This window comes from Variovorax sp. SRS16 (assembly GCF_901827165.1).
In the GTDB taxonomy this organism is placed as follows: Bacteria; Pseudomonadota; Gammaproteobacteria; order Burkholderiales; family Burkholderiaceae_C; genus Variovorax.
In genome coordinates this window covers 136,552-149,098 of sequence record NZ_LR594666.1, presented here as the reverse complement: position 1 = coordinate 149,098, position 12,547 = coordinate 136,552, and the positions used below count along the sequence as shown (strand labels likewise).

Here is a 12,547-nt window from a genome sequence, read left to right as displayed (position 1 = left end):
CACTTGATCGGATAATCGCAGTGCAAGGCTTCATTGGTGAGCGTGTCGTCTCGCCATGTCACTCCCGCATACCATGCGCCGAAAAATCCCGTCGACCCAGGCCCTGATCTGCTTCGAGGCAGCCGCGCGCCACGAGAGCTACACCCGCGCCGCGCAGGAACTCGCGCTGACGCAGAGCGCCGTGTCGCGCCAGATCACGGCACTCGAAGACTTCCTCGGCCTGGCGCTGTTTCGCCGCACCCGCCACGGCGTGGCGCTGACGCCGGCCGGTGCCGACTATGCGCGCCAGATCGCGCGCCAGCTCGACACCATGGAGCGCGACACGCTCGACACCATGGCACGCCAGGGGTCGGGCGGTTCGCTCCAGCTCGCGGCGGTGCCGACCTTTGCGACGCGCTGGCTGATTCCGCGCCTGCCCGACTTCGCGGCGAAGCATCCGGACATCACGGTGCACATCGAGACGCGCACCCGCCCCTTTCTCTTCACCGACACCACCTTCGATGCCGCGCTCTACGCCGGCACGCCGGCGCAGACGGCCAACTGGGCCGGCACGCAGTCGACCGTGCTGCTGCCCGAGGACGTGGTGCCGGTCTGCAGCCCGGCGCTGATCGCGCCGCGCAAGACGCTCTCGCCGGCCGCGGTCGCGAAGCAGCCGCTGCTGCAACAGAGCACGCGGCCCGACGGCTGGCGCCAATGGTTCGACGCGCAGCAAGTCGATGCGCCGCGCGCGCACAGCGGCCCGCGCTACGAGCTGTTCTCGATGCTGGCGATCGCCGCCGCGCACGGCCTCGGCGTGGCGCTGATGCCGCGCATGCTGATCGAGGCCGAGCTCGCGCGCGGCGAGCTGGTGGTGGCTTGCGACCGGCCCTTGCGCGGGGAGCGCAGCTACTTCCTGGTGACGCCCGCATCGCAGGACGAACGGTCCGCGCTGGTGCTGTTCCGCCAGTGGCTGCTGGCGCAGTCGGCAGGCGGCCGTATGGCTTAAGCGCTATAGGACGCCACCGCGCCGCGGCGTAGATTGCGCCGAGACCGCCGATCAGGAGCGCCCCCATGTTCTACGATCATCAAGCCTTCGTCGCCGCCTACGAGCAATCCTTCTCCAAGCTCACCGCATCGCAGTACCAGGGCCTGGACCAGCTGCTGAGCTTCGTGCAGCTCGACCCCGACATCGACGACGACCGCCGGGTGGCCTACATGCTGGCCACGGTCAAGCACGAGTGCGCCAACACTTTCCAGCCGATCACCGAGTTCGGCGCCGATTCGTACTTCGCGAAATACGAGTCAGGCACCGCGATCGGCCGTCGTCTCGGCAACACCCAACCAGGCGACGGGCTGCGCTTCAAGGGCCGCGGCTACGTGCAGATCACGGGCCGCGCCAACTACCTCAAGCTCGGGCAGGCCGTGAACCTGGGCACGGCCTTCATCGACCAGCCGACGCGGGTGCTGGAGCCGGTCAACGCGTACCGCATCATGTCGGTCGGCATGCGCAAAGGCCTTTTCACCGGCAAGAAGCTGTCGGACTACATCGGCGACGCGGGCGTCGACTATGTCGCGGCGCGCCGCATCATCAACGGCCAGGACAAGGCCGTGGAGATCGCGGCCTACGCCACGACGCTGCAGGACGCGCTGACCCAGGCGCGCATCGATTAGGGCGCGCGGCGCGTCGTCAGCGGCCATAGAGGCCGACGACGCTCTGCCCGCCCAGCGCATGGCCCTTGAGCGCGGCAAACAAGGCATCGCGCGTCAAGCCGGCCGGCAACGCACCGGGCGCGAGATCGGAAGCGACCACGGTCAAGGTGTAGTGGTGCGGCAGATCGCCGGCCGGCGGGCACATGCCGCGATAGGCCGCGGCGCCCGCGACGTTCGGTCCGATCGTGAAGCCGGCAGCCGCCTCGGCCTCGCCCGCCTTGAGTTCGCCGCGTCCGGCCGGGATGTTGTAGGCGACCCAGTGCGACACGCCGAGGCCGTTCGCGCCGTCCGGGTCCGAGAGCAGCACGGCGACCGATTGCGCCTTGGCGGGCAGGCGGCTCCAGGCCACGGGCAGCGAGACGTTCCTGCCGCCGCAATCACCGAGGCCGGCGTGCTCCGCCGGAATGCGGCCGTTGTCCGCAAAGGCGCTGGAGGTCACGCGCATGCCCGTTGCGGTAGTGCCAGGCGGCATGACGGTGCAGGCTGCCACGAGGCCCGCGAGGGCGACCACAGAGATCGGCAGAAGGGCGGACCGGACAACGGGGTGCAGGCGAAGACGAGGCATGGGGGCTCCTGGTGGGCCGCGGCGGCGATCCGGTGACTTCAACGGAATGAGGCGAGATTCGCGCCCGGATCCTAGGGTGAATCCGCATCGGCCGCTGTAGTCGGTTCGCCCGAAGCACGCCCGGCGAGGCGCCAGCGCAGCCTATGCCGCTGCGAAAGCCAGCGCGCCCGTTTCCAGCAGCGACTTGAGATTGGAAAGTATGCGCGGCCAGCCGCCGGAAACGGCCTCGATGAATTTCGAGCCTTCCCGTTCGATGCTGTGCGTGATGGTCAGCTTGACCGCGCCGTCCGCCGGCTCCAGCGCCATCGTGCAGCGCGACCAGCCCTCGGCCTTCATCTCCGGCTTGAATTCGTTGCGCCACTTGATGACGAGGCGCCGCGGCGCGTCGGCCTCGACGATCTCGCCCGTGTCGGCGATGCGGCCATCGGGAAACACGAGTTGCCAGGACGAACCCGGCTTCCATTCGGAGCGGGCCTCGACGCCGAACCAGTACTGTTTCGTGAACTCCGGGCTGGTGAGCGCGGCCCACAGTTCCTCGGGCGTCGTACGGATGTAGGTGACGTAGACGAAGGTCGAATCATTCATGGCGTTTGCCTTCCAGGTTTCGTTTCAGGGCATGCAAGGCCTCGAGGCGAGGCTTGTCGAACTTGCGGACCCAGCGCATGTAGATCTCGTGCAGCGGCACCGTGTTGAGGAAGTGCAGCTTCTCGCGGCCGCGCCAGGTGATCGCAACCAGGCCTGCCGCCTCGAGCAGGCCCAGGTGCTGCGTCACCGCCTGGCGCGTCATGTCCAGGTGCTCGCACAGTTCGCTCAACGTTTGTCCGTCGCCCGCATGCAGCGAGTCCAGGAGCTTGCGTCGGCTGGGATCTGCCAGCGCCTTGAAGAGCAGGTCGGTGTCGTCCATGCGGTGATTGTCGGCATGGGTTCAGTATATGCAAGTAAATGCCTGCATGTCAATGCGCGGCGAACCGCGGCCATGTCCTCGGGATCGATCGGCGTCTCGGCGCCTAGCGGCCGACGACCGACCAGCCCGCTTGCTGGTTCGTCTTGTCGTTTTCGTATTCCCAGCGCGTGCCGCAGGCATCGCACCGGTAGCTCGTGACGTTGATGGTGTGGCCGCCGTGCTCGCCATCGCTGCGCTCCACCTTGCGGCTGGACAGCTGCACGAGCTCGGCATGCCCGGGCGCGCGGCGCCAGTTGCGCTGGATGCCGGCGCAACTGGCGCACAGCACCATCTTCTTCAATTCGTCTTGTCGGTTGGACTCAGTCGCCATGGGGCTGCGGATGGCAATGCTCAGCGTGCAGTCGCCACGGTCTGGCTGATCCGGCAGTTGCCGAACTCGCAGCGCACCGGCACGACCTGGCCATTGGCGCAGGCGACGCTGTAGCGCTCGAAGCCCGGGCCCTTGGCCACCAGGGCCGCGAGCGGCGCGATGCCGCAGCGTTGCGACTTGACCAGCTTCTCGGCGTTGTAGGTGTCGACGCCGGTGGCCCGCGGCGGCGCGAGGGACCTCTGCGACGGCGGGATCCACGTGACCTTCACGGAGGGATCGGTGTTCACATAGCCCTTGCGCGCCATGCAGTTCGCGATGGAGGTTTCCTGCTTGGCGCGCCATGTGGCGCGTTGCGGCGAGTACATCCAGTAGCCGAAGCCTCCCATGGCGCCGCCGGTCCATCCGGTCGCGATCACGGTGTAGATGCCCAGGCCGGTCGAGACGACCGTCCCGATCACCGCGGTATCCAGCACGGCCAGCGCCTCGTTGTGCTCGTCCGCCCGGAAGGGAATGCTGCGCGCGCTGGCCTGGCATTTGGCGACGTCGTCGTCGTACGCCGTGGGCGCCGCGGCGGGTGTTTCGACCATGGGCACATAGTCCGCTCCGACGCCGGAACCCGGCCCTGTCGCCGGTCTCGTCGCGCATCCGCCGACGAGCATGACGATGCATGCAATGCCCACCGATTGCCTCATGGCTTCTCCTGTTTGAATCTCGACCCGGCCGACATTCAACCACACATGTTGTTACCTGTGGGCAAAGTCATCGCACGCGTGCATGCACCGGCGGCTGGGCCGTGGCATTTTTCCCCATGCCTCCTCGTCAGTGCCCGATCAGCCGCCTGGATGCAAAGTCGCGCACATGCCACGCATGTCTCGCAGAGCGCACCGTCTCAGGAACTTCAGGAACGGGAACGACCGGCCGCTGGCGCGGGCGGTCGCCACGCGCTGGATGGCGCTGACGCTGATCACGCTGGCGGTTCTCATGCTCCTGGCCGGTCTCGGCATGTTCTTCCGTTGATGCGGCGGGCGACGCCGGCGCTCGATGACAAAGGCCGCTGAATCGTGCTCGGTGCGCTGGGTTCCCTTCATTACTTCTGGCATCTGCTGACGCGTCTCGGAGAGGCACAGATCCTGCTGCCGGCTGCGCTGCTGACGACGCTGGGGCTGCTGCGACAGGCCGATGCGCGCGCGCTCGCGATCTGGTGGATCGCGTCGCTGGCCGCTGCCATTCTGGTGACGGCCGCCAGCAAGGTGGCGTTCATCGGCTGGGGCATCGGCTGGCCCGAACTGAATTTCACCGGTATCTCGGGACATGCCATGCTGGCCGCCGCCGTCTATCCGTTGCTGCTGGGCACGCTGGCACCTTCCGCATCGCGGGCGGGCCGCCCTCTCGCCGTGGCGGCCGGCTTCGGGCTGGCGCTGCTGATCGGCGTCTCGCGGGTGGTGGTCGGCGCGCATTCGGTGTCGGAGGTGCTGGGCGGGCTGATGGTGGGCGGCATCGCCAGCGCCATGGCGCTGAACTGGGAGAATCTGCCGTCCACCGGGCCGGTCAGCCCGCTCGTCCCCGCCGTGGTGGCGCTGTGGCTGATGCTGATGCCGGTTCACGCACCCGTCTCGAGGACCCACGCGATGGTGACGAAGTTCTCGCTCCTGCTCTCCGGACACAGCTTGCCCTACACACGCAGCGGCATGCTGCGCGATCTGCGGCGGCGACAGGCCGCACCGTGCAGGACACCGGCCTGCATGCCGCCGATCGCGATGCAGGGCGAGGCCTGAGCGCGCACGGGAGGCAGGAGCCCGGGCAGGCCCGAGACCCAGCGGACTACGCGCGGCGGGCAGCGAACGCGACGTACCAGTCGAGGCTGGCCGGATTCGCCATCGCCTCGCGGTTCACGACCTTCTCGATCGGCTGGCCGAGCAGCAGCTTCTTGATCGGCAGCTCCTGCTTCTTGCCCGAGAGCGTGCGCGGAATCTCGGCCACCTGGAAGATGTCGTTGGGCACGAAGCGCGGCGACAGCGAGGTCTTGATCGCGTCGTTGATCTTGCCGCGCATCGCGTCGTCCAGCGCGACGCCCTGGCGCAGCACGACGAACAGCGGCATGTAGCTGTCGCGGCCCAGGTACTCGAGATCGACCACCATCGAGTCGAGCACCTCGGGCAGGCCTTCGACGGCGCTGTAGATCTCGCTGGTGCCCATGCGCAGGCCCTGGCGGTTGATGGTGGCGTCGCTGCGGCCGTAGATGATGCAGCCGCCGTCCTCGCCGACCTTGAGCCAGTCGCCGTGGCGCCAGACGCCGGGGTAGGTGTCGAAGTAGCTGGAGAGATAGCGCGCGTTGCCCTCGTCGCCCCAGAAGTAGAGCGGCATCGACGGGATGGGCCGGGTGCAGACCAGTTCGCCGACCTCGCCGATCACCGGCCGGCCTTGCTCGTTCCAGGCCTCGACCGAGGCGCCGAGCTGGCGGCATTGCATCTGGCCCGGCACCTCGGGCAGTTCGCGGTTGCCGCCGACGAAGGCGCCGCAAAAATCCGTGCCGCCCGAAATGTTGCACCACCAGACCTGGCTCGCCCCCCAGGCTTCGCCACCCCCCCTGCCAGGGGGCGGGCCGGCCGCTTCGGGCGGCCGGGCGCGGCGGCCCTCCCGCAAGAGATCCGCTTCACGGGCTGCGCTCAATTGCGCTGTGCCCCAGCGCTGCACGTCTTCGGGCAGGGGCGAGCCGGTGCTGCCGAGCGCACGCACGCGCGACAGGTCACCGCAGGCCTCCAGGTCGAGACCGCTTTTCATGCAGTTCGCGAAGTAGGCTGCGCCGGCGCCGAAGAAGGTCACGCGGTGCCGCGCGACGAAGCGCCACAGCACGCCCCAGTCGGGCCGGTCCTTGCTGCCGGCCGGGTTGCCGTCGTAGAGGCAGATGGTCGCGCCGATGGCCAGGCCCGCGAGCTGGGAGTTCCACATCACCCAGCCGGTCGAGCTGTACCAGTGGTAGCGCTCGCCGTGGTTGTTGGCCGTGTAGCTGGCACCGATGTCGTTGTGCAGCCCGCAGGCATACATGTTGAGGATGACGCCGCCCTGCCCGTGCACGATCGGCTTGGGCAGGCCGGTGGTGCCGCTCGAATAGAGCACCCACATCGGATGGTCGAAAGGCAGCCATTCGGGTTCGAAGGCGGCGGTCTCGGCATCTTCCTGCGCCACGGCCGCGACCCAGTCGATATCGGCGGCGACCGGCTCGGCGGCATGCGGCGTCTTCAGCAACACCAGCTTCCGGACGCTGGGCAGCGCCGCACGCAATTGCGCCAGCACGCCGCTGCGGTCGAGCGGCTTGCCGCCGTAGTGCACGCCGTCGGCCGCGATCAGCACCTTCGGCTCGATCTGCCGGAAGCGGTCCACCACCGCGGCGGTGCCCATGTCGGGCGCGCACACGCTCCACACGGCGCCGATGCTCGAACAGGCGAGGAAGGCGATCATCGTTTCCGGCACGTTGGGCAGGTAGGCGGCCACGCGGTCGCCGCGCGCCACGCCCAGCCGGCGCAACGTCAGCGCGAAGGCCGCGACCTGCCGCCGCAATTCGGGCCACGCGAGTTCGCGCACCTGGCCGAGCTCGTTCTCGCTGACGATGGCCGGCATGCCCGCCGCGTGCGCCGCATTCGCGTGGCGCAGCACCTCGCGCGCATAGTTGACCTGGGCGCCCGGAAACCAGCGCGTGCCGGGCATGTGCGCGTCGGCCAGCACTGCGTCGGCCGGCGTCGGCGACCGCATGCCGTTGTAGTCCCAGATGCTCTGCCAGAAAGCGGGCTGGTCGGTGACCGACCAGCGCCACAGCGCATCGTAGGAATCGAAGGCCAGGCCGCGCGTATCGCGCAGCCAGTCCTGGTAGAGGCGGATCAGGGGGATGAAGGCGGGAGTGGGCGTAGGTGTCACGCGCCCAGCGTAACGCCCCGCATTGCACTTTTTCAATCCGGGAAAATATTGTCCGGATGCGCGGATCGTGGTGTACTTTCCGGCTAGCTGCCGCGGCCGCCGGCATGCGGCGGATGTCCATCTTTCATCCCTAAGGAGCCACCATGTCCCTGCGCATCAACGATCTCGCACCCGACTTCACCGCCAACACGACCCAGGGACCGATCCGCTTCCACGAATGGATCGGCGACAAGTGGGCCATCCTGTTCTCGCATCCCAAGGACTTCACGCCGGTGTGCACCACCGAGCTGGGCTACATGGCGAAGATCGAGCCCGAATTCACCCGGCGCAACACCAAGCTGATCGGCCTGAGTGTCGACCCGGTCGATGCGCACGATCGCTGGGCCAAGGACATCGAGGAAACGCAGGGCTACCTGCCGAAGTACCCGATGATCGGCGACACCGACCTCGCGGTCGCCAAGCTCTACAACATGCTGCCGGCCGAGGAGCCGGGCAGCTCCGAGGGCCGCACCGCGGCCACCAACGCGACGGTGCGCTCGGTTTTCGTCATCGGTCCCGACAAGCGCATCAAGCTGATGCTGACCTACCCGATGACCACCGGGCGCAACTTCGACGAGATCCTGCGCGTGGTCGATTCGATGCAGCTGACCGCGGCGCACAAGGTCGCGACGCCGGCCAACTGGAAGAACGGCGAGGACGTGATCATCGCCGGCTCGGTGTCGGACGAGGACGCCAAGAAGCTGTTCCCCGCGGGCTGGAAGTCGCCCAAGCCCTATCTGCGCGTGACCAAGCAGCCGGGCTGAGTCCCACCGGCGGCAGCCCACGGGAGCCACGCATGATCTTCGCGCAGATCGCAACCGGCGGCTGCCAGTCCTACCTCGTCGGCTGCGGCGAGACCCGTGCGGCCGCACTCATCGATCCGGAGCTGAGCCAGATCGACCACTACCTCGCGCTCGCCGCCCAGGAGGGCGTGCGCATCCGCTACCTGATCGACACCCACACGCATGCCGATCATTTCTCGGCGACCAAGGCACTGGCGCAGCAGATGAAGGTGCCGGTCGTCATGCACCGCGCGAGCCCGGCGCCCTTCGTCGACATGCGCCTGGGCGACGGCGAGATGGTGGTGCTGGGCAAACTGCGGCTGCAGGTCCTCCACACGCCGGGCCACACGGCCGATTCGATGTGCCTGCAGGTCGAGGACCGCCTCTTCACCGGCGACACCCTGCTGATCGGCGGCACCGGCCGCACCGACCTGCCGAGCGGCGATCCGGAGGCGCTCTACGACAGCCTGTTCAACCGAGTGCTGACGCTCGACCCCTCGCTCAAGGTCAATCCGGCGCACGACTACAAGGGACGCACGCACTCAACCATCGCGGACGAGATCGCAACGAACCCGCGGCTGCAGAAGCGCGAGCGCGAGGCCTTCGTCGAGATGATGCGCAGCCTCAGCCTGACCATGCCGACACACGTCACCGAGGCGCTGCGCACGAACATGAGCGGCGGCAAGACCGTGGCGCGATTGCTCGCCGAGGCGACGGCCGCCGTGCCTTTCATGTCGCTGGTCGAACTCAAGGCGCGCGTCGAGGCGCGGGAGGACAACCTGATCGTGCTCGACGTGCGCGAGCGCGATGCCTACGAGGCCGGCCACGTGCCCGGCGCGCGATTGCTGCCGCGCGGCCAGCTCGAGCTGCGCGTCAACCAGGACCTGCCCGACCCCACGCGGCGCATCCTCACCTGCTGCGAGCTCGGCTACATCTCGACCCTGGCCGCATCGACCTTGCGCGACATGGGCTTCCTGCATGCGGTCGCGCTCGATGGCGGTATGAAGGCATGGCGCGAGGCGGGCTATCCGTTGAACACCGGCCGCGAGGCCTGAGCCGGCGAACTTCTTCGACGTGGGTGTTACTCATGTCGGCATCGGCGCGGCTGCACCTGGGCCCGCATTCGAGACAAGGCTTCGCTTCGCAGCTGCATCGGCACCTCATGATGACTTCTCTTCACAACTCCGCGGCCGCCCCTGCCGGGCCGGGCGTGGCGCGGCCGCTGCGCGCAGGGGCCGGATCGCCATCCGGCGCCACGGCGCAGGCCTTGCTGGGCATGCTGTGCCCGGCGTTCGGCAGCGCGGTCGCGCACTCGGTGCTGCAGGCGCTCGGGCACGATCTTGGCAATCCGCGCGCGCTCACGCGGCAGGAGATCGAGACCGCCGTTTCGGCGGCCGAGATCAGCCGCACCGCGATGTCCGGCCTGAGTTTTCTTTCGCGCATTCTGCTGTTGGCCGAGGGCGATGGCGCGGCGTTTCATGCCTGCGTCGCCGCCGCGGGCGTCGACCCGGAGACGCTGTCCGTCGACACCCGCGCGCGCATCGACGGCGCCTTCGCGCTCGAGATGGCGGCCGCCGGTTCCGATCGGCGCGGCGTGGACCTTCGGGCTGCACAGCCGCTGATGCAGCGGGCCATCGGTTCGGTGCTCTCGCGCACCTGGTGAGGCAACGCGCTGACGCATCTCTCGTCAGAAGAACGGCACGTCGACACCGGCCGCCGCGAGCCGCGCCCGCAACGCGGCACGCGCGCGGGACAGCCGGCTGCGAACCGTACCCACAGGCACCGACAGCATGGCCGCTGCGTCCTCGTAGGCCGTTTCCTCGATCGCGACCAGTGTCAGCACTTCGCGCATTTCCCGCGGCAGCTCCGCCATCGATTCGGACAGTTGGCGCAGGGTCTGCTGCATCGACACGTTGTCTCCCGGGTCTCCATCGGGCGAGAACATGGTCGTGAGACTTTCATCGGTCTCGAAGCGATACATCCGATGGGGCGCGCGGCTGAGGTAGTTGCGCACCAGGTTCATCGCGATGCCATAGAGCCAGGTCGACAGCTCGGACTCGCCGCGGAAGCGTTCGATGGTGCGGACCGCTTCGGCGAATGCCTGCTGTGCGATGTCCTCGGCGTCGTCGGGCTGGCCGATGTGCCGCATCACGAAGCGCTGCAGGCGCACGCGGTGCCGGTCCACCAATTGGCGGAACAGCTGGTCGGTGTCGGGCGCATCGGCGTCCTGCGCGGGCTCGAAGCCATCGCGCATCGCCGCGTCCAGGATGGGCGGTTTCATCATCACCCTGAGGTACGCAGTACTTTGCGGGCAACTGGATCATTCCCGCGCAGCCGATCTGCGCCCTCGCGGCCGCGGCCTGCTCACATCTTCTGGACGATGCTCTTCAACAGGTCCGAGAGTTCCTTCAGGAGGGCGGAGTAGATGGAACCGATGATCGTGAATTCTTCTTCGTCGAACTGCAACTGGGTCAGCTGCGCCACGCTCAAGGCCGTGCCGCTGCTCGCTGCCGCGAGGTCGGCCTTCACGGCGGCTTCTGCCGATGCGATGCCCGGGCCGACCGCATCGTTGATATCAGCCAGGGTAATGCCGCTTATTGCTGCCATGGTCGCTACCTCCAAGAATGGTGAAACAGGAAATCGGAAAGGCCGGCGTGATGACTACGGAAGCCATCGACCGACCGACGGCCCTTTGCGGATGGACAGTGTTCGCAAGGTCCCGAGCGCAGCCTCGACCGCGCCCAGCGCGGCCTGGATCCGGTGGTACACCTCCGGTTCGTTGAGCAGCCTGCGTCTTGCCAGCAGCGTCGTCTGCAGATCCTGGAGCTGCGCGATCAGGCTCCGGCGCAGCTCGCCGTGCGGATCGGTACTGAGACGCTCCTGGAGTTCGAGCATGAAGATGCGTTCGACCATCGCCTACCTCGCGATCTGCCAGCGTTGCGCGCCATCGAAGACCACATCGGTGTCGCGGACCATGCTCAGCACATGGCCGTCGATCTCGCCACCGCGATTCACGCGCACGCCCTGCCGGGTCACGATGTAGGGCGCGTCGCCGCCGACGATGGTGCGCACCTCGAGCATGGCCTTGGGAACGGCCGGGGTGAGCGTGGCATGCAGCGGCAGCACATCGCCATAGGCCCGGGTGAAAGCCCGGATCAATGTCTCCCAGCGCGCCCGCTGCGTTTCGTCGACCGAGCCGGTCAAAGTCACTGTCGGCCATTCGCTGGTGAAGACCAGTTGCTGCCGCAGGCCCGCGGCATCGATGCGCCCCTTCAGATCGGCCAGCAGCTTCTCAGGCAGCATCACGTCGCTGATGTCGACGCTGCTCACGCCAGGCACGATCATCAGTGACAATTTCGCCGACTGCGCCGAGACTGCATGCCGAACGGCACCGCTCAGGCGCAACAGGCCCTTGCCGCCGTTCTCGAGCGCCAGCACGCCGTCGGAGGCGTCCTCTCTGGCGTTCAGCACCTCGTTGGCCGCCTTGGTGATTTCTTCTTCCGAGAAGAGCTTCAACGCCGGCACGGGCGTCAGATCCGCCAATCCGTCCATCAGCGTTTTCTTCTCGGTGCCGGTCGCCACGTAGCCGCTCACCAGCCACTGATCGTTGGCCTGCCGCGTGAGCGTCAATGCGTGTGCCGGATCCAGCGTGCGAAGCAGACCGGTCAGCGCCTCGGGCGGCCCGCTGCCGGGCGCCGCCACGCTCGCAAGCTCGGGCTGCGGCGCGGCGGCTCTCTCGCCGTCCAGGGCCCAGGCGAATGCGAGGCCGAGGAGTGCCAATGCGGCGATGCCCATCGCGATCAGACTGACCCCGCGCGCGCGCCGCAGCGCCGCCGGCGAAGACCGAAGTCCGCCAGCCGCAGGTGCGGCGGCGGCGCTCGATGCCGCCGTCGCGGCCTCGACCGGTGCGGAGGCCGCGTCCTTCATCGGCGCGACGGCCTGCGCATCGGGCCACGCAGCGTCGACACGATCGATGGCGATCGACACGCCGCCCAATTCGACCGGCATGCCGAGGGTAAGCACCAGTTCGTCGGCGATGGCGTTGCCCATCGCATCGCACACCGGGCCGTCCTGCGGCGCGATCCGCGCCTCTTCGCCCTGCACGACCAGCAATGCGTGCCGCTGCGCCATCCGCAGGCCGCTCAGCACGATGGCACACTCGTCGGAACACCCGATGAGATAGTCGCCGGATGCGAGCTGCAGGCGGCTGCCGGCCTGGGGGCCGTACAGCACGCGCAGCTCGATGGGCGTCGTGGTGTCGGAAGTCAGGGTCGGCTCTGGCACTG

General features: G+C 68.1%; 17 protein-coding genes. 7 read left to right on the top strand and 10 right to left on the bottom strand.

Features of this window, described 5'->3' with window-relative positions:
- Positions 1–73 precede the first annotated feature (73 nt).
- Both E5P2_RS00740 and E5P2_RS00735 read left to right on the top strand, forming a co-directional pair.
- A complete protein-coding gene (locus E5P2_RS00740) occupies positions 74–985 on the top strand; it encodes a LysR substrate-binding domain-containing protein (protein ID WP_162570289.1) in 912 nt (303 codons plus the stop codon).
- Positions 986–1,050: 65 nt separating this feature from the next.
- A complete protein-coding gene (locus E5P2_RS00735) occupies positions 1,051–1,650 on the top strand; it encodes a hypothetical protein (RefSeq protein ID WP_197908428.1) in 600 nt (199 codons plus the stop codon).
- A 16-nt stretch (positions 1,651–1,666) separates the two neighbouring features.
- Here the strand turns inward: E5P2_RS00735 and E5P2_RS00730 are convergent, their stop codons facing one another.
- From E5P2_RS00730 to E5P2_RS00710, 5 genes are all read right to left on the bottom strand, one after another.
- Entirely contained in the window at positions 1,667–2,254 is a 588-nt protein-coding gene (locus E5P2_RS00730) for a YbhB/YbcL family Raf kinase inhibitor-like protein (protein WP_332107533.1), read from the bottom strand.
- 141 nt (positions 2,255–2,395) lie between these two features.
- Entirely contained in the window at positions 2,396–2,839 is a 444-nt protein-coding gene (locus E5P2_RS00725; RefSeq protein ID WP_162565275.1) for an SRPBCC family protein, read from the bottom strand.
- The gene (locus E5P2_RS00720; RefSeq protein ID WP_162565274.1) at positions 2,832–3,158 is read right to left on the bottom strand and encodes an ArsR/SmtB family transcription factor; all 327 of its coding nucleotides are present in this window, start codon (positions 3,156–3,158) and stop codon (positions 2,832–2,834) included. The genes E5P2_RS00725 and E5P2_RS00720 overlap by 8 nt, the downstream gene beginning before the upstream one ends.
- Before the next feature lie 103 nt (positions 3,159–3,261).
- The gene (locus E5P2_RS00715; RefSeq protein WP_162565273.1) at positions 3,262–3,528 is read right to left on the bottom strand and encodes a hypothetical protein; all 267 of its coding nucleotides are present in this window, start codon (positions 3,526–3,528) and stop codon (positions 3,262–3,264) included.
- A gap of 20 nt (positions 3,529–3,548) precedes the next feature.
- Entirely contained in the window at positions 3,549–4,220 is a 672-nt protein-coding gene (locus tag E5P2_RS00710) for a hypothetical protein (RefSeq protein ID WP_162565272.1), read from the bottom strand.
- Positions 4,221–4,386: 166 nt separating this feature from the next.
- Between E5P2_RS00710 and E5P2_RS00705 the strand changes: the two genes are divergently transcribed.
- Both E5P2_RS00705 and E5P2_RS00700 read left to right on the top strand, forming a co-directional pair.
- Positions 4,387–4,545: a hypothetical protein gene (locus E5P2_RS00705; protein ID WP_232080537.1), complete on the top strand. Its 159-nt coding sequence runs from the start codon at positions 4,387–4,389 to the stop codon at positions 4,543–4,545.
- Positions 4,546–4,589: 44 nt separating this feature from the next.
- Complete coding sequence (locus tag E5P2_RS00700; RefSeq protein WP_162565270.1) at positions 4,590–5,303, top strand: phosphatase PAP2 family protein; 714 nt, start codon at positions 4,590–4,592, stop codon at positions 5,301–5,303.
- Between the two features lie 46 nt (positions 5,304–5,349).
- Here the strand turns inward: E5P2_RS00700 and E5P2_RS00695 are convergent, their stop codons facing one another.
- A complete protein-coding gene (locus tag E5P2_RS00695; RefSeq protein WP_162565269.1) occupies positions 5,350–7,440 on the bottom strand; it encodes an acetoacetate--CoA ligase in 2,091 nt (696 codons plus the stop codon).
- A 143-nt stretch (positions 7,441–7,583) separates the two neighbouring features.
- Between E5P2_RS00695 and E5P2_RS00690 the strand changes: the two genes are divergently transcribed.
- The 3 genes from E5P2_RS00690 (at position 7,584) to E5P2_RS00680 (ending at position 9,924) form a co-directional block, all read left to right on the top strand.
- Complete coding sequence (locus tag E5P2_RS00690) at positions 7,584–8,243, top strand: peroxiredoxin (protein WP_162565268.1); 660 nt, start codon at positions 7,584–7,586, stop codon at positions 8,241–8,243.
- A gap of 32 nt (positions 8,244–8,275) precedes the next feature.
- Positions 8,276–9,316, top strand: coding sequence for an MBL fold metallo-hydrolase (locus E5P2_RS00685; RefSeq protein ID WP_162565267.1), 1,041 nt, complete (start codon positions 8,276–8,278; stop codon positions 9,314–9,316).
- A 107-nt stretch (positions 9,317–9,423) separates the two neighbouring features.
- On the top strand, positions 9,424–9,924 hold the full coding sequence (locus tag E5P2_RS00680; protein WP_232080536.1) for a hypothetical protein: 501 nt from the start codon (positions 9,424–9,426) through the stop codon (positions 9,922–9,924).
- Between the two features lie 24 nt (positions 9,925–9,948).
- Here E5P2_RS00680 and E5P2_RS00675 read toward each other — a convergent pair whose 3' ends face one another.
- The 4 genes from E5P2_RS00675 to sctD all read right to left on the bottom strand — a co-directional run bounded on the left by E5P2_RS00675 (position 9,949) and on the right by sctD (position 12,545).
- Positions 9,949–10,542: an RNA polymerase sigma factor gene (locus tag E5P2_RS00675; protein ID WP_232080535.1), complete on the bottom strand. Its 594-nt coding sequence runs from the start codon at positions 10,540–10,542 to the stop codon at positions 9,949–9,951.
- A gap of 83 nt (positions 10,543–10,625) precedes the next feature.
- Positions 10,626–10,868, bottom strand: a complete 243-nt coding sequence (locus tag E5P2_RS00670) for an EscF/YscF/HrpA family type III secretion system needle major subunit (RefSeq protein WP_162565264.1) — start codon at positions 10,866–10,868, stop codon at positions 10,626–10,628.
- Positions 10,869–10,922: 54 nt separating this feature from the next.
- Positions 10,923–11,174: a hypothetical protein gene (locus E5P2_RS00665; protein ID WP_162565263.1), complete on the bottom strand. Its 252-nt coding sequence runs from the start codon at positions 11,172–11,174 to the stop codon at positions 10,923–10,925.
- Positions 11,175–11,177: 3 nt separating this feature from the next.
- Positions 11,178–12,545 (bottom strand): type III secretion system inner membrane ring subunit SctD, encoded by a 1,368-nt coding sequence (gene sctD / locus E5P2_RS00660; RefSeq protein WP_162565262.1) that lies wholly within the window; start codon positions 12,543–12,545, stop codon positions 11,178–11,180.
- Between the last annotated feature and the right edge of the window lie 2 nt (positions 12,546–12,547).

Bases quoted from the DNA above. Each gene is read 5' to 3' on its own strand.
- E5P2_RS00705 (WP_232080537.1), top strand. From the start codon at position 4,387: ATGCCACGCATGTCTCGCAGAGCGCACCGTCTCAGGAACTTCAGGAAC.
- E5P2_RS00715 (WP_162565273.1), bottom strand. From the start codon at position 3,528: ATGGCGACTGAGTCCAACCGACAAGACGAATTGAAGAAGATGGTGCTG.
- E5P2_RS00735 (WP_197908428.1), top strand. From the start codon at position 1,051: ATGTTCTACGATCATCAAGCCTTCGTCGCCGCCTACGAGCAATCCTTC.
- E5P2_RS00680 (WP_232080536.1), top strand. From the start codon at position 9,424: ATGATGACTTCTCTTCACAACTCCGCGGCCGCCCCTGCCGGGCCGGGC.
- E5P2_RS00710 (WP_162565272.1), bottom strand. From the start codon at position 4,220: ATGAGGCAATCGGTGGGCATTGCATGCATCGTCATGCTCGTCGGCGGA.
- E5P2_RS00685 (WP_162565267.1), top strand. From the start codon at position 8,276: ATGATCTTCGCGCAGATCGCAACCGGCGGCTGCCAGTCCTACCTCGTC.
- E5P2_RS00690 (WP_162565268.1), top strand. From the start codon at position 7,584: ATGTCCCTGCGCATCAACGATCTCGCACCCGACTTCACCGCCAACACG.
- E5P2_RS00675 (WP_232080535.1), bottom strand. From the start codon at position 10,542: ATGAAACCGCCCATCCTGGACGCGGCGATGCGCGATGGCTTCGAGCCC.
- E5P2_RS00730 (WP_332107533.1), bottom strand. From the start codon at position 2,254: ATGCCTCGTCTTCGCCTGCACCCCGTTGTCCGGTCCGCCCTTCTGCCG.
- E5P2_RS00725 (WP_162565275.1), bottom strand. From the start codon at position 2,839: ATGAATGATTCGACCTTCGTCTACGTCACCTACATCCGTACGACGCCC.
- E5P2_RS00670 (WP_162565264.1), bottom strand. From the start codon at position 10,868: ATGGCAGCAATAAGCGGCATTACCCTGGCTGATATCAACGATGCGGTC.
- E5P2_RS00720 (WP_162565274.1), bottom strand. From the start codon at position 3,158: ATGGACGACACCGACCTGCTCTTCAAGGCGCTGGCAGATCCCAGCCGA.
- E5P2_RS00665 (WP_162565263.1), bottom strand. From the start codon at position 11,174: ATGGTCGAACGCATCTTCATGCTCGAACTCCAGGAGCGTCTCAGTACC.
- E5P2_RS00740 (WP_162570289.1), top strand. From the start codon at position 74: ATGCGCCGAAAAATCCCGTCGACCCAGGCCCTGATCTGCTTCGAGGCA.